Source organism: Serratia sp. JSRIV001 (genome assembly GCF_019968745.1).
Taxonomy (GTDB): Bacteria; Pseudomonadota; Gammaproteobacteria; order Enterobacterales; family Enterobacteriaceae; genus Chania; species Chania fonticola_B.
In genome coordinates, this window is the sequence record NZ_CP074147.1 from 866,326 (window position 1) to 886,373 (window position 20,048).

Consider the following 20,048-nt stretch of genomic DNA (forward strand, 5'->3'; position numbering starts at 1 on the left):
ATTAGCTAACGCATGAAAGCAGTACGTCCCGGTAAGAAGTTGAAACGCCAGGAAGATCAGGCCAGCTTTGTCAGCTGGCGTTTTGCGTTGCTGTGCGGCTGTATTCTGTTGGCGCTGGTTGGGCTGATGCTGCGTGTGGCTTATTTGCAGGTGATCAATCCGGATCGGTTGGTGAAAGAAGGCGACATGCGTTCGTTACGCGTGCAGTCGGTTCCCACCGCTCGCGGCATGATTAGCGACCGCTATGGCCGACCGCTGGCGGTGAGCGTGCCGGTGAATGCCGTGTGGGCCGATCCGAAAGAGTTGAACGAACGCGGGGGTATTACGCTGGATTCGCGCTGGAAAGCGCTGTCCGACGCGTTGCAAATTCCGCTCGATCAGCTCTCCAATCGTATCAATGCCAATCCGAAGGGGCGTTTTGTCTATCTGGCCCGGCAGGTTAACCCGGCGATTGGTGATTACATCCACAAGCTGAAATTGCCTGGCATCTACCTGCGCCAGGAATCGCGCCGCTACTACCCGTCTGGCCAGGTTACTTCTCATATCATCGGCGTGACCAACATTGACGGCGAAGGGATCGAAGGAGTCGAAAAGAGCTTTGATCGCTGGCTGACCGGCCAACCGGGCGAAAGAACAGTACGTAAAGACCGCTATGGCCGAGTGATCGAGGACATCTCCTCGGTAGACAGCCAGGCGGCGCACAATCTGGCATTGAGCATCGATGAACGCCTGCAGGCGTTGGTCTATCGTGAATTGAATAACGCCGTCGCCTTCAATAAGGCGGAGTCTGGTACCGCAGTGCTGGTGGACGTGAACACCGGCGAAGTATTGGCGATGGCCAACAGCCCATCGTACAACCCGAACAATATGGCCGATACGCCGAAAGACACCATGCGTAACCGTGCCATTACCGATATTTTTGAACCTGGTTCTACCGTGAAACCGATGGTGGTAATGACGGCGTTGCAGCGCGGCGTAGTGAAAGAAAATAGCGTGCTCAATACCATTCCTTACCGCATTAACGGCCATGAAATCAAAGATGTGGCGCGTTATTCGGAACTGACCATGACCGGGATCTTGCAGAAGTCGAGTAACGTCGGTGTTTCAAAGCTGGCGTTAGCGATGCCGTCCTCAGCGTTAGTAGATACTTACTCACGTTTTGGGCTGGGAAAAGCGACCAATTTGGGGCTGGTCGGAGAAAGCAGTGGCTTATACCCAAAAAAACAACGGTGGTCTGACATAGAGAGGGCCACCTTCTCTTTCGGCTACGGGCTAATGGTAACCCCGTTACAGTTAGCGCGAGTCTATGCCACGATCGGCAGCCTGGGCGTTTATCGCCCATTGTCGATCACCAAGGTTGACCCTCCGGTTGCCGGTGAACGCGTCTTCCCTGAGGCTACCGTGCGTACGGTAGTGCACATGATGGAAAGCGTCGCCTTGCCGGGCGGTGGTGGGGTGAAAGCCGCCATCAAGGGTTATCGTATTGCCATTAAAACCGGTACCGCCAAAAAGGTCGGGCCGGATGGTAAATACGTCAACCGATATATCGCTTATACCGCGGGGGTGGCGCCAGCTAGCCAGCCTCGTTTTGCTCTGGTGGTGGTCATCAACGACCCACAGGGTGGGAAATACTACGGTGGTGCAATTTCCGCGCCGGTGTTTGGTGCCATCATGGGGGGCGCGCTGCGGATCATGAACGTTCAGCCAGATGCGTTGCCCACCGGTGACAAAAGCGAATTAGTGATTAATAACAAAGAGGGTTCAGGTGGCCGATCGTAATTTGCGCGATTTACTCGCTCCGTGGGTGCCAACGGCACCCGAGCGCGCGCTGCGGGAAATGATATTAGACAGCCGTATTGCGGCTGCCGGGGATCTGTTTGTCGCCGTAGTTGGCCATCAAACGGATGGACGCCGCTATATTCCGCAAGCCATCGCCCAAGGGGTTGCCGCCGTTATCGCCGAAGCGGAAGGCGAAGCTGAAGACGGTAAAATTTGCGAAATGCACGGCGTGCCGGTGATTTACCTGAGCCAACTTGGCCAGCGCCTGTCGGCGTTAGCCGGGCGTTTCTATCATCAGCCTGCCGAACGTCTGCGCTTGATTGGCGTGACGGGGACCAACGGTAAAACTACCACCACCCAACTGTTAGCCCAGTGGAGCCAACTGTTGGGCGAAACTGCCGCCGTGATGGGCACCGTGGGCAACGGTTTGTTAGGCCAGGTTTGCCCAACGGAAAATACCACCGGTTCTGCGGTCGATGTGCAGCACGTGCTTAACGATCTGGCGCAGCAAGGGGCCACCTTGGCCGCGATGGAAGTCTCCTCTCATGGCCTGGTGCAACACCGCGTGGCGGCTTTACCCTTTGCCGCAGCCGTATTCACCAACCTGAGCCGCGATCACCTGGATTACCACGGTGATATGGCCAGCTACGAAGCGGCCAAATGGTCACTGTTTGCTGGCCACGACGTTGGTCAGGCGATCATCAACGCCGACGATGAAGTCGGGCAGCGTTGGCTGGCCAAACTGCCAGACGCGGTGGCCGTCACCATGCAGGACAATTTGCAGCCTGGCTGTCATGGCCGCTGGCTGAAAACCACCGCGGTGGAGTATCACGATAACGGTGCCACCATCCACTTCAGCTCAAGCTGGGGCAACGGCGAGATCGAAAGCCGCCTGATGGGGGCCTTCAACGTCAGTAACCTGATCCTGGCATTGGCAACGCTGCTGTCACTCGGTTACCCGTTTGAGAAACTGGTTAACACGGCCAATCAGCTGCAGCCGGTCTGTGGCCGGATGGAAGTCTTCAATGCGCCAGGCAAGCCGACGGTGGTGGTGGATTATGCCCACACTCCGGATGCGCTGGAAAAAGCGCTGGAAGCCGCTCGCCTGCATTGCCAAGGGCAACTGTGGTGCGTGTTTGGCTGCGGTGGCGACCGTGATAGAGGTAAGCGCCCACTTATGGGTGGCATTGCCGAACAGTTTGCCGACCGGGTGGTGATAACGGATGACAATCCGCGCACCGAAGAACCGCAGGCCATCATCAAGGATATTCTGGCCGGGCTGCTGGATGCCGGGCATGTACAGGTGATCCACGGGCGCGCCGAAGCCGTGACCAGCGCCATCATGCAAGCCAAAGAGCAGGATGTGGTACTGGTGGCGGGTAAAGGTCACGAGGATTACCAACTGGTGGGTAACCGTCGTCTGGATTACTCCGATCGCACCACCGTCGCACGTTTGCTGGGGGTGCTGGCATGATCCCGGTCTCGCTTCAGACGCTGGCGGCGGTATTGGATGCCGAGCTGATCGGCACCGACTGCATCATTACCGAAGTGACGAGGGATACTCGTCAGGTCACTGCAGGTTGCCTGTTTGTGGCCCTGAAAGGCGAGCGTTTCGATGCTCACGACTTTGCCGCCGATGCTGTCGCCGCTGGCGCAGGCGCTTTGCTGGTAAGTAAGCGCTTATTGGTGGAGGCTCCGCAACTGGTGGTGAAAGATACCAGTCTGGCACTGGGGCAGTTTGCCGCCTGGGTACGTCAGCAGGTGCCAGCCAAAGTGGTGGCGCTGACCGGTTCATCGGGCAAGACCTCGGTGAAAGAGATGACCGCGGCCATTTTACGTGAATGTGGCGAAGTGCTGCATACCGCCGGGAATTACAATAACGAGATCGGCGTGCCGCTAACGCTGCTGCGTTTAGAGCCGCAGCATGATTTTGCGGTGGTTGAACTGGGTGCCAACCATATCGGTGAGATTGCCTATACCACCGCTTTGGCGCAACCGCAGAGCGCGCTGGTGAATAATCTGGCCGCTGCCCATCTGGAAGGTTTTGGCTCACTGGCAGGCGTTGCGCAGGCCAAGGGCGAAATCTTTGCCGGTTTGCCGGCGGATGGCGTGGCGATCCTCAACGCCGATAGCAACGACTGGCCGCATTGGCAGGCGCAGTTACAGGGTAAGACAGTCTGGCGTTTCTCTCCCCAGGCTGCGGAATCTGTGGATTTCTTTGCCAGCGATATCCAGGTGAAAGGGAGCGTGACTCACTTCACCCTGCACAGCCCGTTCGGCACGGTGGCGATTGAGTTGCCATTGCCGGGCCGCCATAACGTGGCGAATGCGTTGGCGGCAGCAGCACTGGCGATGTCGGTTGGCGCTACGCTGGCCGCCGTGAGTGCAGGTTTGCAACAGCTTCAGGCGGTGCCTGGGCGCTTGTTCCCGATCGCCTTGGCGCAAGGCAAGCTGTTGCTCGATGACAGCTACAACGCCAACGTCGGCTCCATGACGGCAGCGGCGCAGGTGTTGGCAGAAATGCCAGGTTATCGCGTGATGGTCGTTGGCGATATGGCCGAGTTGGGTGCAGAGGCCGAAGAGTGTCATCGCCAGGTGGGTGAAGCTGCCCGTCTGGCCGGTATTGATAAAGTCATCAGCGTGGGTGGGCTGAGCCAGGTATTGAGCTCTGCCGCCGGTAACGGTGAACATTATCAGGATAAAACAGCAGTGACCGCGCGCGTAGCGGAACTACTCTCAGCACATGCGGTAATTACCGTGTTAATCAAAGGTTCACGTAGTGCCGCAATGGAGCAGGTAGTACGCGCGTTACAGGAGAAAGCACCATGTTAGTTTGGCTGGCCGAACATTTGGTCAAATATTACTCAGGCTTCAACGTCTTTTCTTATCTGACGTTCCGGGCCATTGTCAGCCTGCTGACCGCGCTGTTCCTTTCCCTGTGGATGGGGCCGAAGGTGATCAAACGCCTGCAGGAAATGTCCTTTGGTCAGGTAGTGCGTAACGATGGGCCAGAATCGCACTTTAGCAAGCGCGGCACGCCGACCATGGGCGGCATCATGATCCTGACCTCCATCACCATTTCGGTGCTGATGTGGGCCTATCCGTCCAACCCTTACGTGTGGTGCGTGCTGTTCGTGCTGGTGGGTTATGGCATCGTCGGCTTTGTCGATGACTATCGCAAAGTGGTGCGCAAAGATACTCGGGGGTTGATTGCCCGCTGGAAATATTTCTGGCAGTCGGTGATTGCCCTGGTCGTGGCCTTTGCCATGTATGCCGTAGGAAAAGACACGCCAGCCACCGAGCTGGTTGTGCCGTTCTTTAAGGACATCATGCCGCAGTTGGGCTTGCTGTACGTGGCGTTGGCCTACTTCGTGATTGTCGGCACCAGCAACGCGGTCAACCTGACCGATGGGCTGGATGGCCTGGCGATCATGCCAACCGTGTTTGTAGCGGCGGGCTTTGCGCTGGTGGCCTGGGCGACCGGTAACATGAACTTCGCCAACTACCTGCATATTCCGTATCTGCGTCATGCCGGTGAGTTGGTCATCGTCTGCACCGCGATCGTCGGGGCAGGGTTAGGTTTCTTATGGTTTAACACCTACCCGGCTCAGGTGTTTATGGGTGACGTGGGTTCACTGGCACTGGGCGGAGCGTTGGGTACCATCGCCGTGCTGCTGCGCCAGGAGTTCTTGTTGCTGATCATGGGCGGCGTGTTCGTGGTTGAAACGCTGTCGGTGATCCTGCAGGTGGGATCGTTCAAGCTGCGCGGGCAACGTATTTTCCGCATGGCGCCGATCCACCATCACTATGAATTGAAAGGCTGGCCAGAACCACGGGTGATCGTGCGCTTCTGGATTATTTCGCTGATGCTGGTGCTGATTGGCCTGGCGACGCTGAAGGTGCGCTGATTATGGTGGATTATCAGGGTAAAAAAGTGGTCATCATCGGGTTGGGCCTTACCGGCCTTTCCTGCGTTGATTTCTTTATGATCCGTGGCGTGACGCCGCGGGTTATGGATACCCGTATTTCGCCACCGGGCCTGGATCAACTGCCCGAGAGCGTTGAACGTCATCTGGGTTCTCTGAACCAGGAATGGTTGTTGTCTGCGGATTTGATTGTGGCTAGCCCAGGCATGGCATTAGCGACTCCGGCTTTGAGCGCTGCCGCCGATGCCGGGGTTGAGATCGTCGGTGACGTTGAGCTGTTCTGCCGTGAAGCCCAGGCGCCAATTGTGGCGATCACCGGTTCCAACGGCAAGAGCACCGTCACCACGCTGGTGGGCGAAATGGCCAAGGCCGCTGGTTGGGCCGTGGGCGTTGGGGGCAATATCGGCCTGCCAGCGCTGAGCCTGCTGCGTCAGGAGTGCCAACTGTACGTGCTGGAGCTGTCGAGCTTCCAATTGGAAACCACTCACAGCCTGCATGCCGCAGCGGCAACCATTTTGAACGTGACCGAAGATCATATGGATCGCTATCCATTTGGCCTGCAGCAATACCGTGCCGCCAAATTGCGCGTCTATGAAAATGCCCAAGTCTGTGTAGTGAATGCGGACGACGCGCTGACCATGCCGGTGCGCGGTGCTGATGAGCGCTGTGTCAGCTTTGGTGCCGACGTAGGGGACTACCACCTCAACCGCCAGCAGGGCGAAATCTGGCTGCGGGTGAATGGTGAGAAAGTCCTCAATACCAGCGAGATGAAGCTCACCGGTCGCCATAACTTTACCAATGCGTTGGCGGCCCTGGCCCTGGCCGATGCCGTCAAGCTGCCGCGTGCGTCCAGCCTGAAAGCGCTGACGACCTTTACCGGCCTGGAGCACCGTTTCCAACTGGTGTGGGAACACAATGGCGTGCGCTGGATTAACGATTCCAAAGCCACCAACGTCGGCAGCACCGAGGCGGCGCTGAACGGCCTGCAGGTTAAGGGCATGCTGCATCTGCTGTTGGGCGGTGATGGCAAGTCTGCGGACTTCTCGCCGCTGGCGCGCTATCTGCAAGGTGACAACGTGCGCTTGTACTGCTTTGGCCGCGATGGCGCACAGCTGGCACAGCTGCGTCCGGAAGTAGCCACGCAGACAGAAACGATGGAGCAGGCGATGCAGGCCATTGCCCGCCAGGTGACATCAGGCGATATGGTGCTGTTGTCACCGGCCTGTGCCAGCCTGGATCAGTTCCGTAATTTTGAAGTGCGTGGCAACGAGTTTGCCCGTCTGGCACAGGAGCTGGGCGGATGAGACTACGGGTGCCGACGTTCGGCCTGACCAACAAGCTGAAAGACTGGGTGATGGGATCGCGTGAAAGCGATACGAGCAGCATGGTGCTGTATGACCGTACCCTGCTGTGGCTGACCTTTGGCCTGGCGATTGTTGGTTTTGTGATGGTGACGTCGGCCTCGATGCCTATCGGCCAGCGCCTGGCAGAGGATCCGTTCCTGTTTGCCAAGCGTGATGCACTTTACCTTGGCCTGGCGTTCGGCCTGTCGTTGGTAACACTGCGTATCCCGATGGCCGTTTGGCAGCGTTATAGCAACGTCATGCTGCTGTTATCGATAGTCTTGTTGCTGGTGGTGCTGGTGGTTGGTAGCTCGGTAAACGGGGCTTCACGCTGGATTTCACTGGGTCCGTTGCGTATCCAGCCCGCTGAATTATCCAAGTTGTCGCTGTTTTGCTACCTGGCGAGCTATCTGGTGCGCAAGGTAGAGGAAGTCCGCAGCAACTTTTGGGGCTTCTGTAAGCCAATGGGTGTGATGGTGGTGCTAGCGGTGCTGCTGCTGGCCCAGCCGGATTTGGGGACGGTGGTGGTGCTGTTTATCACCACGCTGGCGATGCTGTTTCTGGCCGGGGCAAAGATGTGGCAGTTCCTGGCGATCATCGGATCGGGCGTGTTTGCCGTGGGGCTGCTGATTATCGCGGAACCTTACCGTATGCGCCGTGTGACTTCGTTCTGGAACCCATGGGCCGATCCGTTTGGCAGTGGTTACCAGCTAACCCAGTCGCTGATGGCGTTTGGCCGCGGCGAGTTCTGGGGGCAAGGGCTGGGCAACTCGGTACAGAAACTCGAGTATTTACCCGAGGCGCATACCGACTTTATCTTCTCCATTTTGGGCGAAGAACTGGGCTATATCGGTGTGGTTTTGGCCCTGTTAATGGTATTCTTCGTCGCTTTTCGCGCGATGTCGATAGGCCGCAGGGCGTTGGAGATAGACCAGCGATTTTCCGGTTTTCTGGCATGTTCGATCGGTGTCTGGTTCAGTTTCCAGGCGTTGGTGAACGTCGGTGCGGCAGCGGGGATGTTGCCAACCAAAGGCTTGACCTTGCCACTGATAAGTTACGGCGGCTCGAGCCTGATCATTATGTCGACGGCGATCGTGCTGTTGCTGCGAATTGATTATGAAACGCGCCTGACCAAAGCGCAGGCGTTTGTGAAGAGGTAGCGGATGAGCGGTAAAGCTAAGCGTTTAATGGTGATGGCAGGCGGTACCGGCGGGCACGTGTTTCCGGGGCTGGCGGTCGCGCATCATCTGATGGCGCAGGGCTGGCAGGTTCGCTGGCTCGGCACCGCAGACCGAATGGAAGCCGATCTGGTGCCAAAGCACGGGATCGAGATTGATTTTATCCGCATCTCCGGGCTGCGTGGCAAAGGCCTAAAGGCTCAGTTGACCGCACCGGTGCGTATCTGGCAGGCGGTGCGCCAGGCGAAAGCGATCATGCGTAGTTATCAGCCGGACGTGGTGCTGGGGATGGGCGGTTACGTTTCCGGCCCTGGCGGTTTGGCTGCCTGGCAGTGTGGTATCCCGGTAGTGCTGCATGAGCAGAACGGCATTGCGGGCCTGACTAACCGCTGGCTCTCAAGGATTGCCAAGAAAGTGTTACAGGCGTTCCCAGGGGCGTTTCCGAATGCGGACGTCGTGGGTAACCCGGTACGTACCGATGTGTTGGCGCTGCCGCTACCTGCCGAGCGTCTGAACGGGCGTGAAGGGCCAATCCGTGTGCTGATTATCGGCGGTAGCCAAGGTGCGCGCGTGCTGAATCAGACAGTTCCTGAAGTCGCCGCGCTGCTGGGCGATAGAATAGTCCTCTGGCATCAGGTAGGTAAGGGCGCATTGCCAACGGTACTGCAGGACTACGAGAGGGTAGGGCAGACCGGGCACAAGGTGACCGAGTTTATTGATGATATGGCAGAGGCCTACGCCTGGGCGGATGTGGTGGTGTGCCGTTCTGGCGCGCTGACCGTCAGCGAAGTGGCGGCGGCGGGATTACCGGCCATTTTTGTGCCGTTCCAGCACAAAGATCGTCAGCAATACTGGAACGCGCGCCCTCTGGAAGAGGCCGGTGCGGCCAAAATTATCGAACAACCGCAGTTTACTGCCGATGTCGTGGCGGAACTGCTGGCAAGCTGGGATCGCCCAACGCTGTTGAAGATGGCCGAAAAGGCCCGCGCGGTAGCGATCCCGGATGCAACAGAACGCGTGGCGGCAGAAATTATTCGTGCAGCCCTGTAAGGCCGTCGGGGTTACCCCTGTTGAGCTAAATCGAACCTGATAGATAGAGAAGTGATGAATACACAACAATTGGCGAAACTACGTACTTTCGTGCCCGAGATGCGACGCGTCCGGCACATTCACTTTGTTGGCATCGGTGGTGCCGGCATGGGTGGTATCGCCGAGGTGTTGGCCAACGAGGGTTATCAGATCAGCGGTTCCGACCTGGCGCCGAACCCGGTCACCCAGCAGTTGAGTGAGCTTGGGGCAACGATTTACTTCCATCACCGCCCAGAAAACGTGCTGGATGCCAGCGTGGTAGTGGTTTCGACCGCTATCCCGGCAGACAACCCGGAGATCGTCGCAGCCCGCGAGGCGCGCATTCCGGTGATCCAGCGGGCAGAAATGCTGGCCGAGCTGATGCGCTATCGCCATGGCATTGCCATCGCCGGTACGCACGGTAAAACCACTACCACGGCGATGGTGTCCAGTATTTACGCCGAAGCCGGTCTTGACCCAACGTTTGTTAACGGTGGGCTGGTGAAAGCGGCGGGTACCCACGCGCGTTTGGGCTCTAGCCGTTACCTGATTGCGGAAGCGGATGAGAGCGACGCGTCGTTCCTGCATTTGCAACCGATGGTGGCGATTGTCACCAACATCGAAGCCGACCATATGGATACCTACCATGGCGACTTCGAGAATTTGAAGCAGACGTTTATCACCTTCCTGCATAACCTGCCGTTCTATGGTCGTGCGGTAATGTGCATTGACGATCCGGTCGTGCGTGAGTTGTTGCCGCGCGTGGGTCGCCATATCACCACTTACGGCTTTAGCGAGGATGCGGATGTGCGTATCGAGAGCTATAGCCAGATCGGGCCGCAGGGGCACTTTACCCTGAGCCGTCAGGATAAGCCGTTGATGACGGTCACCCTGAATGCACCGGGCCGCCATAACGCCTTGAACGCGGCGGCGGCGGTTGCCGTGGCGACGGAAGAAGGCATTGCCGACGAAGCCATTCTGCGTGCGCTGGCCGGTTTCCAGGGGACGGGGCGTCGCTTCGATTTCCTGGGGGAGTTCCCATTGGCGGCGGTGAACGAAAAACAGGGTAGTGCCATGTTGGTGGACGATTATGGCCACCACCCAACGGAAGTGGATGCGACCATCAAGGCCGCGCGTGCCGGTTGGCCAACCAAGCGGGTGGTGATGATCTTCCAGCCGCACCGCTATACCCGTACTCGCGATCTGTATGACGATTTCGCCAACGTATTGTCGCAGGTTGACGTGTTGCTGATGCTGGATGTCTATCCGGCGGGTGAAGCTCCGATCCCTGGCGCTGATAGCCGTAGCCTGTGCCGCACCATTCGCAATCGCGGCAAACTGGATCCGATCCTGGTGTCCGATGCGGATACCGTGCCAACGCTGTTGGCGCAGCTGTTGCAAGGCGACGACCTGGTGCTGGTGCAAGGGGCTGGCAATGTCGGTAAAATCGCGCGCCGGCTGGCTGAACTAAAACTGCAACCACAGATCAAAGAGGAGGATCATCATGGCTGATAAAGTCGCCGTATTGCTGGGTGGTACCTCCGCAGAACGTGAAGTTTCACTGCAATCTGGCGCGGCCGTGCTGGCCGGGTTGCGAGAAGCGGGCATTGATGCTCATGGCATCGATACCCGTGACTTCCCTGTCACCGAGCTGAAAGCGCAGGGGTTCACCAAAGTGTTCATTGCGCTGCACGGGCGTGGCGGTGAAGATGGTACATTGCAAGGTCTGCTGGAGTTTTTGCAGTTGCCTTATACCGGCAGCGGCGTGATGGCCTCGGCGCTGACCATGGATAAATGGCGCAGCAAAATGGTATGGCAGTCGATGGGGCTGCCGGTGGCACCTTACGTGGCGCTGAGCCGCCGTCAGTATCTGGGCGACGATCGGCAAAGCCAGCTGGCCGCCATTGAAGCTTTGGGATTGCCACTGATTGTGAAGCCAAGCCGCGAAGGCTCCAGCGTTGGCATGAGCAAAGTGACCGAACGCGCAGCCCTGGAAGGGGCGCTGGAAGAGGCTTTCCGTCATGATGAGGATGTGCTGGTAGAGAAATGGCTCAGCGGCCCGGAATACACCGTGGCGATCCTGGGCGATCAGGTGCTGCCTTCCATCCGTATTCAGCCCGCTGGCGTGTTTTACGATTACCAGGCCAAATATATTTCCGACGACACGCAGTATTTTTGCCCGAGCGGCCTGGATGCACAGCAGGAAGCCGCTATGGCTGCGCTGGCACTGCGGGCTTACCGTGGGCTGGATTGCAGCGGCTGGGGGCGTGTTGATGTCATGCAAGACAGTGATGGCAGCTTCTACCTGCTGGAGGCGAATACCTCGCCGGGCATGACCAGCCACAGTCTGGTCCCGATGGCGGCCCGGCAGTCCGGATTAACTTTCTCGCAGTTGGTTGCGGGCATTCTGGCGTTGGCTGACTGAGATGTCGCAAGCGGCTCTGAATGCACGCGAGCGCGAGGCGGATAACGGCCCACGCCGCAGCAATGGCACCCAACTGGCAGGGATGATTTTCCTGCTGATGGTGCTAGGCACCATTCTGTGGTGCGGCTGGGTAGTGGTGGGTTGGATGCAAGATGCCAGCCGTCTGCCGCTCTCAAGGCTGGTATTGACCGGTGAACGCCATTTCACCACTAACGACGATGTTCGCCAGGCGATCTTGGCTTTGGGAGCACCGGGCACCTTTATGACGCAGGATGTGGACATCATCCAGCAGCAGATCGAGCGTCTGCCGTGGGTCAAGCAGGCCAGCGTACGTAAACAGTGGCCGGATGAGCTGAAAATCCACCTGGTGGAGTATGTCCCGGTGGCGCATTGGAATGATTTGCACATGGTTGATGCCGAGGGCAAGTCGTTCAGCATTCCGGCACAGCGTTTGGGCAATCAGAAATTACCGTTGCTCTATGGTCCGGAAGGCAGCGAACAGGATGTTCTGGAAGGTTACCGCGCGATGAACGGCGTGCTGGCAGCCAGCAAGTACCAGCTTAAGATGGCGTCCATGACGGCCCGCCATTCGTGGCAGTTGGCTTTGGATAACGATGTTCGGCTGGAACTGGGACGTGACGATCGCATGGGTCGCTTGCAACGCTTCATCGGGCTTTATCCGGTGCTGTTGCAGCAGGCGCAGGCGGAAAACAAGCGCGTCAGCTATGTCGATTTACGCTATGACTCCGGTGCCTCAGTCGGCTGGGCTCCGGCGTTTATCGACCCGCAGGCAGCCATGGGCGATCGACCAAACAGTAATCAGCAACAGAATCAGGCACAGGCAAAACAACAATGATCAAGTCGACGGACAGAAAACTGGTAGTTGGACTGGAGATCGGTACCGCAAAAGTCTCCGCATTGGTAGGGGAAGTTTTGCCCGATGGCATGGTCAACATTATCGGGGTGGGCAGTTGCCCGTCTCGCGGTATGGATAAGGGTGGCGTTAACGATCTGGAATCGGTAGTCAAGTGCGTACAGCGCGCTATCGACCAGGCCGAACTGATGGCGGATTGTCAGATTTCTTCGGTTTACCTGGCCTTGTCGGGTAAGCATATCAGCTGTCAGAACGAGATCGGGATGGTGCCGATCTCCGAAGAGGAAGTGACGCAGGAAGACGTGGAGAACGTAGTGCATACCGCCAAGTCGGTGCGTGTGCGCGACGAACACCGCATCCTGCACGTTATCCCTCAGGAATACGCCATCGACTATCAGGAAGGCATCAAAAACCCGGTTGGGTTATCCGGCGTGCGTATGCAGGCCAAGGTCCACCTGATCACCTGCCATAACGATATGGCCAAGAACATTGTCAAAGCAGTGGAACGTTGTGGTCTGAAAGTGGACCAACTGATTTTCGCCGGTCTGGCTGCCAGCTATGCGGTGCTGACCGAAGATGAGCGCGAACTCGGCGTCTGTGTGGTAGATATCGGCGGGGGCACCATGGATATGGCGGTGTATACCGGCGGTGCTCTGCGCCACACCAAAGTGATCCCTTACGCCGGGAACGTGGTCACCAGCGATATCGCTTACGCCTTCGGCACGCCGCCGACCGACGCGGAAGCGATTAAAGTTCGACACGGTTGTGCACTTGGGTCGATTGTTAGCAAGGATGAAAGTGTTGAGGTTCCTAGCGTGGGGGGAAGGCCTCCTCGGAGTCTGCAAAGACAGACATTGGCTGAAGTGATTGAGCCGCGCTACACCGAACTGTTGAATCTGGTTAACGATGAAATATTGCAATTGCAGGAGCAACTGCGTCAGCAAGGGGTGAAGCATCATCTGGCAGCGGGTATTGTGCTGACCGGCGGTGCCGCCCAGATTGATGGCCTGGCAGCCTGTGCGCAACGGGTATTCCATACCCAGGTACGCATCGGCCAACCCTTGAACATCACGGGTCTGACGGATTACGCGCAAGAGCCTTACTATTCTACAGCGGTCGGGCTACTGCACTATGGAAAAGAGTCTCACCTGAGCGGTGAGGCAGAAGTAGAAAAACGCGCCTCAGTGGGCAATTGGTTTAAACGCATCAATAGCTGGCTGAGAAAAGAGTTTTAATGTTTAGACAAAGAGATCATGCTGAGTAATCTTTTTATGATCTCGCAGCGACAGGCACAAAACGGAGAGAAACTATGTTTGAACCAATGGAACTAACCAATGACGCGGTGATTAAAGTCATCGGCGTCGGCGGTGGCGGTGGCAATGCCGTTGAACACATGGTGCGCGAGCGCATCGAAGGTGTTGAATTCTTCGCCGTTAATACAGACGCTCAGGCGCTACGTAAAACGGCAGTTGGCCAAACCATCCAGATTGGTAGCGGTATTACCAAAGGTCTGGGTGCAGGCGCGAACCCGGAAGTGGGTCGTAATTCAGCGGAAGAAGACCGTGAAGCCCTGCGCGCCGCCCTGGAAGGTGCAGACATGGTCTTCATCGCGGCCGGCATGGGTGGCGGTACCGGTACCGGTGCTGCGCCAGTGGTGGCAGAAGTCGCAAAAGATCTGGGTATTCTGACCGTGGCCGTGGTGACCAAGCCTTTCAACTTTGAAGGCAAGAAGCGCATGGCATTCGCGGAGCAGGGTATCGCCGAGCTGTCCAAGCACGTGGACTCGCTGATCACCATCCCGAACGACAAGTTGCTGAAAGTTCTGGGCCGTGGCATCTCTCTGCTGGACGCGTTCGGCGCGGCCAACGACGTGCTGAAAGGCGCGGTGCAGGGTATTGCCGAACTGATCACCCGTCCGGGCCTGATGAACGTCGACTTTGCTGACGTGCGCACCGTGATGTCCGAAATGGGCTACGCGATGATGGGCTCTGGCGTTGCCTGTGGCGAAGACCGTGCCGAAGAAGCGGCGGAAATGGCGATCTCCAGCCCACTGCTGGAAGATATCGACCTGTCCGGCGCCCGTGGCGTGCTGGTCAACATCACCGCTGGCTTCGACCTGCGTCTGGATGAGTTCGAAACCGTGGGTAACACCATCCGTGCTTTCGCTTCCGACAATGCGACCGTGGTAATCGGTACCTCGCTGGATCCGGAAATGAACGACGAACTGCGCGTGACCGTAGTTGCGACCGGTATCGGTATGGACAAACGTCCTGAAATCACCCTGGTAACCAATAAACAGGCCAGCCAGCCAGTGATGGATCACCGTTACCAGCAGCATGGTATGTCACCGCTGCAGCAGGAAGTGAAACCTGCCGCCAAGGTGGTAAACGATCAGAGCGCGCAACCAAACAAAGAGCCTGATTATCTGGATATTCCGGCCTTCCTGCGCAAGCAGGCAGATTAGGAATAAGCTGATAATTTGGAATCTCCGCTCTTTGTGCTAAACTGTCCCGCCGGCCTTGCTGTATGCTGGGCTGGTTGGATTGATAACATTGCGAGATAAAACGATGATCAAACAAAGGACATTAAAACGTATTGTTCAGGCGACGGGTGTCGGTTTACATACCGGCAAGAAAGTCACGCTGACAATGCGCCCAGCGTCGGCTAATACCGGGGTCATCTATCGTCGCACTGACTTGAATCCACCGGTTGATTTCCCGGCTGATGCAAAATCCGTGCGTGATACCATGCTCTGTACTTGCCTGGTGAATGAGTCAGACGTGCGTATTTCCACCGTTGAGCATCTTAATGCTGCGTTGGCGGGCTTGGGTATCGACAACATCATTATTGAAGTTGACGCTGCCGAAATCCCGATCATGGACGGTAGTGCCAGCCCGTTTGTCTATCTGTTGCTGGATGCCGGCATCGAAGAGCTGAACTCGGCGAAGAAATTCCTGCGTCTGAAAGACACCGTACGTGTTGAAGATGGCGACAAGTGGGCAGAGCTGTCCCCGCATAACGGGTTCCGTCTGGACTTCACCATCGACTTCAACCACCCGGCGATTGATGCCAGTACCCAACGCTATCGTCTGGATTTCTCAGCCGATTCGTTCGTACGCCAAATCAGCCGTGCGCGTACCTTCGGTTTCATGCGTGATATCGAGTATCTGCAGTCCCGTGGCTTGGCCCTGGGCGGCAGCTTCGATTGCGCGATTGTGGTGGATGACTATCGTGTCCTCAACGAAGACGGCCTGCGCTTCGAAGACGAATTCGTGCGCCACAAAATGCTGGATGCCATCGGCGATCTGTTCATGTGCGGCCATAACATCATTGGCGCGTTCACCGCGTACAAATCAGGCCATGCGCTGAACAACAAGCTGCTGCAAGCCGTGCTGGCGAAACAGGAAGCTTGGGAATTCGTGACATTCCAGGATGAAGCCGAAATGCCGTTGGCATTCAAGGCTCCGTCAACCGTACTGGCCTAAGCGGCCAAGACGTCAATTACTTATTACGACCGGTCTCGTTGGCTCTCTCTCCTGCCAACGCGGCCAGTCGTTCTAATATCTTGCGCAATTTTTCCGGGCTCTGCGCCGCCAATCCCCGTAATGCATCCGCACTTTCCAGGCTCAAATGACGCATAGGCACCTCTGCTTGCTGGCCATTTTCCGTGCTTTTGCCGTGGTTTTGTACCTGGCTGCTGCCTTTTGCCATCAACGAGGGATTAATCCTGATGTCGATTGAAGACAAAGATGGTAGAATTTGCGCTCGTAGTGCGGATAGCAGGCTGGGTTGTTCATAGCGTAAGCGCATCATCCAACTGGCATTGGCGGTTTCCAGCACTAAAATACCCTGTCTGAAGTTGGCGACACGGCACCAAGGGTGCAACTGAGCGGGCAATAACCCCTTCACGGCACGATTGAGTTTCAGTAGCGCGGTAGCGCGTTGCTGAACGTTATGCAGCGGTCCTTTCTCTGTTGCAGACGCGTCGTCAAACAGGATATCTAATAATTGTGGACGGCTATCGCGCATAATGGGCTCCGGCGGATAATAAACACGTGATCGGTATTCTAAATCGTTGGCGACAATTTGGCAGACGTTATTTCTGGCCTCATCTCCTGTTGGGGATGGTAGCGGCTACGCTTGGCGTACCGCAAAATCTGTCCGGCACCGTCGATCAAAGCGCATTACCGAGCACCTCGTCCAGCCTTAACCGGCAAAATTCCGTCAGTCACGCCTTTAACAGCCTGGCGTTACTGCAAGAAGTGCATCGTCGCCCAACGTTTAACGTTGATTACTGGCACCAGCATGCGCTTCGAACCGTCATTCGTCACCTCTCTTTTGCTCTGGCACCTCAGGCCGTCTATGCCCGAGTGCAGGAAGCGGAGGCCGTTGCGGTTGAACCGCCATTACAGGTGGCTCAGCTTGCCCTGCTCTCCACGCTCAATGCGCTACTGACGCACGAGCCAAAACCACCGACTATCATTCGTGATACCCATCACCCCATCGTTCCTTCTTTGGCGCAGCATCAGGCCGGGCTGTGGCTCGCTCAGGTGCAAGGTATTCGCGCCGGGCCTGCAGCCCTCGGCTAATCTTTGCCCTCAGGGCAGCAAAAAAACAAACAACACAACAGCTTGTTGACGGCCATTATGGTGTCGTCGCGTAAGAGATATAAAGAATCATGTTAATCAAACTATTGACCAAAGTTTTTGGTAGCAGTAACGATCGTACCCTGCGCCGCATGCGCAAAGCGGTTGAGATGATCAACCGTATGGAACCAGACATGGAAAAACTGTCTGATAGCGAACTGCAGGCCAAGACCGACGAATTCCGCGCGCGTCTGAAAAAGGGCGAAGTGCTGGAAAGCCTGATCCCGGAAGCCTTCGCCGTAGTGCGTGAGGCCAGTAAGCGAGTCTTCGGTATGCGTCACTTCGACGTACAGTTGCTGGGCGGGATGGTGCTCAACGACCGCTGTATCGCCGAGATGCGTACCGGTGAAGGTAAAACCCTGACCGCAACCCTGCCTGCCTATCTGAACGCCCTGAGTGGCCGTGGTGTGCACGTGGTTACCGTCAACGACTACCTGGCCCAGCGTGACGCCGAAAACAACCGTCCGCTGTTCGAGTTCCTGGGGTTGAGCGTGGGTATCAACCTGCCTGGTATGCCTGCTCCGGCCAAGCGTGAAGCCTATGCCGCAGATATCACTTACGGTACCAACAACGAATACGGCTTTGACTACCTGCGTGACAACATGGCGTTCAGCCCGGAAGAGCGCGTACAGCGTAAGCTGCACTATGCGCTGGTGGATGAGGTTGACTCCATCCTGATCGACGAAGCGCGTACGCCGCTGATCATCTCCGGCCCGGCCGAAGACAGCTCAGAAATGTATAAGCGTGTTAATAAGCTGATCCCACAGCTGATCCGCCAGGAAAAAGAAGACTCCGACACCTTCCAGGGTGAAGGGCACTTCTCAGTCGATGAAAAAGCGCGTCAGGTTCACCTGACCGAACGCGGCCTGATCATGATCGAAGAGATGCTGATGGAAGCGGGCATCATGGATGAAGGCGAATCGCTGTATTCACCAACCAACATCATGCTGATGCACCACGTCACCGCCGCGCTGCGTGCCCACGTGCTGTTCACCCGCGACGTTGACTATATCGTTAAAGACGGTGAAGTCATTATCGTTGACGAACACACTGGCCGTACCATGCAGGGCCGCCGCTGGTCCGATGGTCTGCACCAGGCGGTAGAAGCCAAAGAAGGCGTAGAAATCCAGAACGAAAACCAGACGCTGGCTTCGATCACCTTCCAGAACTACTTCCGTCTCTATGAGAAACTGGCCGGTATGACCGGTACAGCGGACACCGAAGCCTTCGAATTCAGCTCCATCTACAAGCTCGATACCATCGTGGTGCCGACCAACCGCCCAATGATCCGTAAAGATATGCCGGATCTGGTCTACATGACCGAAAAAGAGAAGATCGCGGCGATCATTGAAGATATCCGTGAGCGTACTGCCAACGGCCAGCCGGTGCTGGTGGGGACTATCTCGATCGAGAAATCCGAAGTGGTTTCCCGTGAGCTGACCAAAGCAGGGATCGAACACAAGGTTCTGAACGCCAAATTCCACGCCATGGAAGCGGATATTGTGGCCAATGCGGGTCAGACTGCTGCGGTAACTATCGCCACCAACATGGCCGGCCGTGGTACCGATATCGTGTTGGGCGGCAGCTGGCAGAGCGAACTCTCCCATCTGGAAGATCCGACAGAAGAGCAGATTGCCGAAATCAAAGCGGCCTGGAAAATTCGCCACGACGCCGTATTGGCCGCTGGTGGCTTGCACATTATCGGTACCGAACGTCACGAATCACGCCGTATCGACAACCAGCTGCGTGGCCGTTCCGGCCGTCAGGGTGATGCCGGTTCTTCCCGCTTCTACCTGTCAATGGAAGATGCGCTGATGCGTATTTTCGCCTCGGATCGTGTTTCTGGCATGATGCGTAAACTGGGTATGAAGGATGGCGAAGCCATCGAGCACCCATGGGTCACCAAAGCCATTGCCAATGCGCAACGCAAGGTTGAAAGCCGTAACTTCGATATTCGTAAGCAACTGCTGGAATATGATGACGTGGCCAACGACCAGCGCCGTGCGATCTACAGCCAGCGTAACGAATTGCTCGACGTGTCCGACGTGAGTGAAACCATCAACAGTATCCGTGAAGACGTGTTCAAAACCACCATCGACAGCTACATTCCGCCGCAGTCGCTGGAAGAAATGTGGGACGTGAAAGGGCTGGAAGAACGCCTGAAAAACGACTTCGATCTGGATATGCCGATCGCCGAGTGGTTGGATAAAGAGCCTGAGCTGCACGAAGAAACGCTGCGTGAACGTATCATGGCGAAGGCGAAGGAAGATTACCTGCGCAAAGAAGAGGTTGTTGGCGCCGAAATGATGCGCAACTTCGAAAAAGGCGTGATGCTGCAGACGCTGGATTCCCTGTGGAAAGAGCACCTGGCGGCAATGGATTACCTGCGTCAGGGTATCCACCTGCGTGGCTATGCGCAAAAAGATCCGAAGCAGGAATATAAGCGTGAGTCCTTCAACATGTTTGCCACCATGCTGGAATCGCTGAAATATGAAGTGATCAGCGTGTTGAGCAAGGTTCAGGTACGCATGCCGGAAGAGGTTGAAGCTCTGGAGCTGCAACGCCGCGAAGAAGCAGAGCGTCTGGCACGCCAGCAACAGCTGAGCCACCAGGAAGAAAATGCCCTGGCGGTCACCGATCCGAACGCTCCTGCTGTTGCCGAACGTAAAGTAGGGCGTAACGATCCTTGCCCATGCGGTTCCGGTAAGAAATACAAGCAGTGCCACGGCCGCCTGCAAAAGTAAGCCGGATGTAGTGAACGGTTAACGGTAAGGGCTCAGCATGCTGAGCCCTTTTTTTAAGTAGTAAC

Annotated in this window: 16 protein-coding genes; 15 read left to right on the top strand and 1 reads right to left on the bottom strand. The window is 56.8% G+C overall.

Features of this window, described 5'->3' with window-relative positions:
* Nucleotides 1–12: 12 nt before the first annotated feature.
* From KGP17_RS03860 to lpxC, 13 genes are all read left to right on the top strand, one after another.
* On the top strand, nucleotides 13–1,779 hold the full coding sequence (locus tag KGP17_RS03860; RefSeq protein WP_059199735.1) for a peptidoglycan glycosyltransferase FtsI: 1,767 nt from the start codon (nucleotides 13–15) through the stop codon (nucleotides 1,777–1,779).
* Nucleotides 1,766–3,253 (top strand): UDP-N-acetylmuramoyl-L-alanyl-D-glutamate--2,6-diaminopimelate ligase, encoded by a 1,488-nt coding sequence (murE, locus tag KGP17_RS03865; RefSeq protein WP_059199736.1) that lies wholly within the window; start codon nucleotides 1,766–1,768, stop codon nucleotides 3,251–3,253. Before KGP17_RS03860 ends, murE begins: the two co-directional genes overlap by 14 nt.
* Nucleotides 3,250–4,611 carry a UDP-N-acetylmuramoyl-tripeptide--D-alanyl-D-alanine ligase gene (gene murF, locus KGP17_RS03870; RefSeq protein WP_059199737.1) on the top strand — a complete coding sequence of 454 codons (1,362 nt, stop codon included), beginning with the start codon at nucleotides 3,250–3,252 and terminating at the stop codon, nucleotides 4,609–4,611. The genes murE and murF overlap by 4 nt, the downstream gene beginning before the upstream one ends.
* Nucleotides 4,605–5,687: a phospho-N-acetylmuramoyl-pentapeptide-transferase gene (gene mraY, locus KGP17_RS03875; RefSeq protein WP_021179322.1), complete on the top strand. Its 1,083-nt coding sequence runs from the start codon at nucleotides 4,605–4,607 to the stop codon at nucleotides 5,685–5,687. Before murF ends, mraY begins: the two co-directional genes overlap by 7 nt.
* Nucleotides 5,688–5,689: 2 nt before the next feature.
* Nucleotides 5,690–7,009: a UDP-N-acetylmuramoyl-L-alanine--D-glutamate ligase gene (gene murD, locus KGP17_RS03880; protein WP_223498880.1), complete on the top strand. Its 1,320-nt coding sequence runs from the start codon at nucleotides 5,690–5,692 to the stop codon at nucleotides 7,007–7,009.
* Entirely contained in the window at nucleotides 7,006–8,208 is a 1,203-nt protein-coding gene (ftsW, locus tag KGP17_RS03885) for a cell division protein FtsW (protein ID WP_021179324.1), read from the top strand. The genes murD and ftsW overlap by 4 nt, the downstream gene beginning before the upstream one ends.
* 3 nt (nucleotides 8,209–8,211) lie before the next feature.
* Nucleotides 8,212–9,276: an undecaprenyldiphospho-muramoylpentapeptide beta-N-acetylglucosaminyltransferase gene (gene murG, locus KGP17_RS03890; RefSeq protein ID WP_059199739.1), complete on the top strand. Its 1,065-nt coding sequence runs from the start codon at nucleotides 8,212–8,214 to the stop codon at nucleotides 9,274–9,276.
* 54 nt (nucleotides 9,277–9,330) lie between these two features.
* Nucleotides 9,331–10,806, top strand: coding sequence for a UDP-N-acetylmuramate--L-alanine ligase (murC, locus tag KGP17_RS03895; RefSeq protein WP_024527168.1), 1,476 nt, complete (start codon nucleotides 9,331–9,333; stop codon nucleotides 10,804–10,806).
* On the top strand, nucleotides 10,799–11,719 hold the full coding sequence (locus KGP17_RS03900; protein WP_094982150.1) for a D-alanine--D-alanine ligase: 921 nt from the start codon (nucleotides 10,799–10,801) through the stop codon (nucleotides 11,717–11,719). The genes murC and KGP17_RS03900 overlap by 8 nt, the downstream gene beginning before the upstream one ends.
* 1 nt (nucleotide 11,720) lies before the next feature.
* The gene (ftsQ, locus tag KGP17_RS03905) at nucleotides 11,721–12,575 is read left to right on the top strand and encodes a cell division protein FtsQ (protein WP_059199741.1); all 855 of its coding nucleotides are present in this window, start codon (nucleotides 11,721–11,723) and stop codon (nucleotides 12,573–12,575) included.
* Nucleotides 12,572–13,828: a cell division protein FtsA gene (gene ftsA / locus KGP17_RS03910; RefSeq protein ID WP_004950148.1), complete on the top strand. Its 1,257-nt coding sequence runs from the start codon at nucleotides 12,572–12,574 to the stop codon at nucleotides 13,826–13,828. The genes ftsQ and ftsA overlap by 4 nt, the downstream gene beginning before the upstream one ends.
* 74 nt (nucleotides 13,829–13,902) lie before the next feature.
* A complete protein-coding gene (ftsZ, locus tag KGP17_RS03915; protein WP_024483522.1) occupies nucleotides 13,903–15,057 on the top strand; it encodes a cell division protein FtsZ in 1,155 nt (384 codons plus the stop codon).
* A 103-nt stretch (nucleotides 15,058–15,160) separates the two neighbouring features.
* Nucleotides 15,161–16,078 (top strand): UDP-3-O-acyl-N-acetylglucosamine deacetylase, encoded by a 918-nt coding sequence (lpxC, locus tag KGP17_RS03920; protein ID WP_021179330.1) that lies wholly within the window; start codon nucleotides 15,161–15,163, stop codon nucleotides 16,076–16,078.
* Nucleotides 16,079–16,094: 16 nt separating this feature from the next.
* Here the strand turns inward: lpxC and KGP17_RS03925 are convergent, their stop codons facing one another.
* On the bottom strand, nucleotides 16,095–16,622 hold the full coding sequence (locus KGP17_RS03925; protein WP_059199742.1) for a DUF721 domain-containing protein: 528 nt from the start codon (nucleotides 16,620–16,622) through the stop codon (nucleotides 16,095–16,097).
* Between the two features lie 26 nt (nucleotides 16,623–16,648).
* On the opposite strand from KGP17_RS03925, the gene secM reads away from it, so the two are divergent.
* Entirely contained in the window at nucleotides 16,649–17,182 is a 534-nt protein-coding gene (gene secM / locus KGP17_RS03930; protein ID WP_059199743.1) for a secA translation cis-regulator SecM, read from the top strand.
* Nucleotides 17,183–17,271: 89 nt separating this feature from the next.
* Nucleotides 17,272–19,983 (top strand): preprotein translocase subunit SecA, encoded by a 2,712-nt coding sequence (secA, locus tag KGP17_RS03935; RefSeq protein ID WP_021179333.1) that lies wholly within the window; start codon nucleotides 17,272–17,274, stop codon nucleotides 19,981–19,983.
* Nucleotides 19,984–20,048 lie beyond the last annotated feature (65 nt).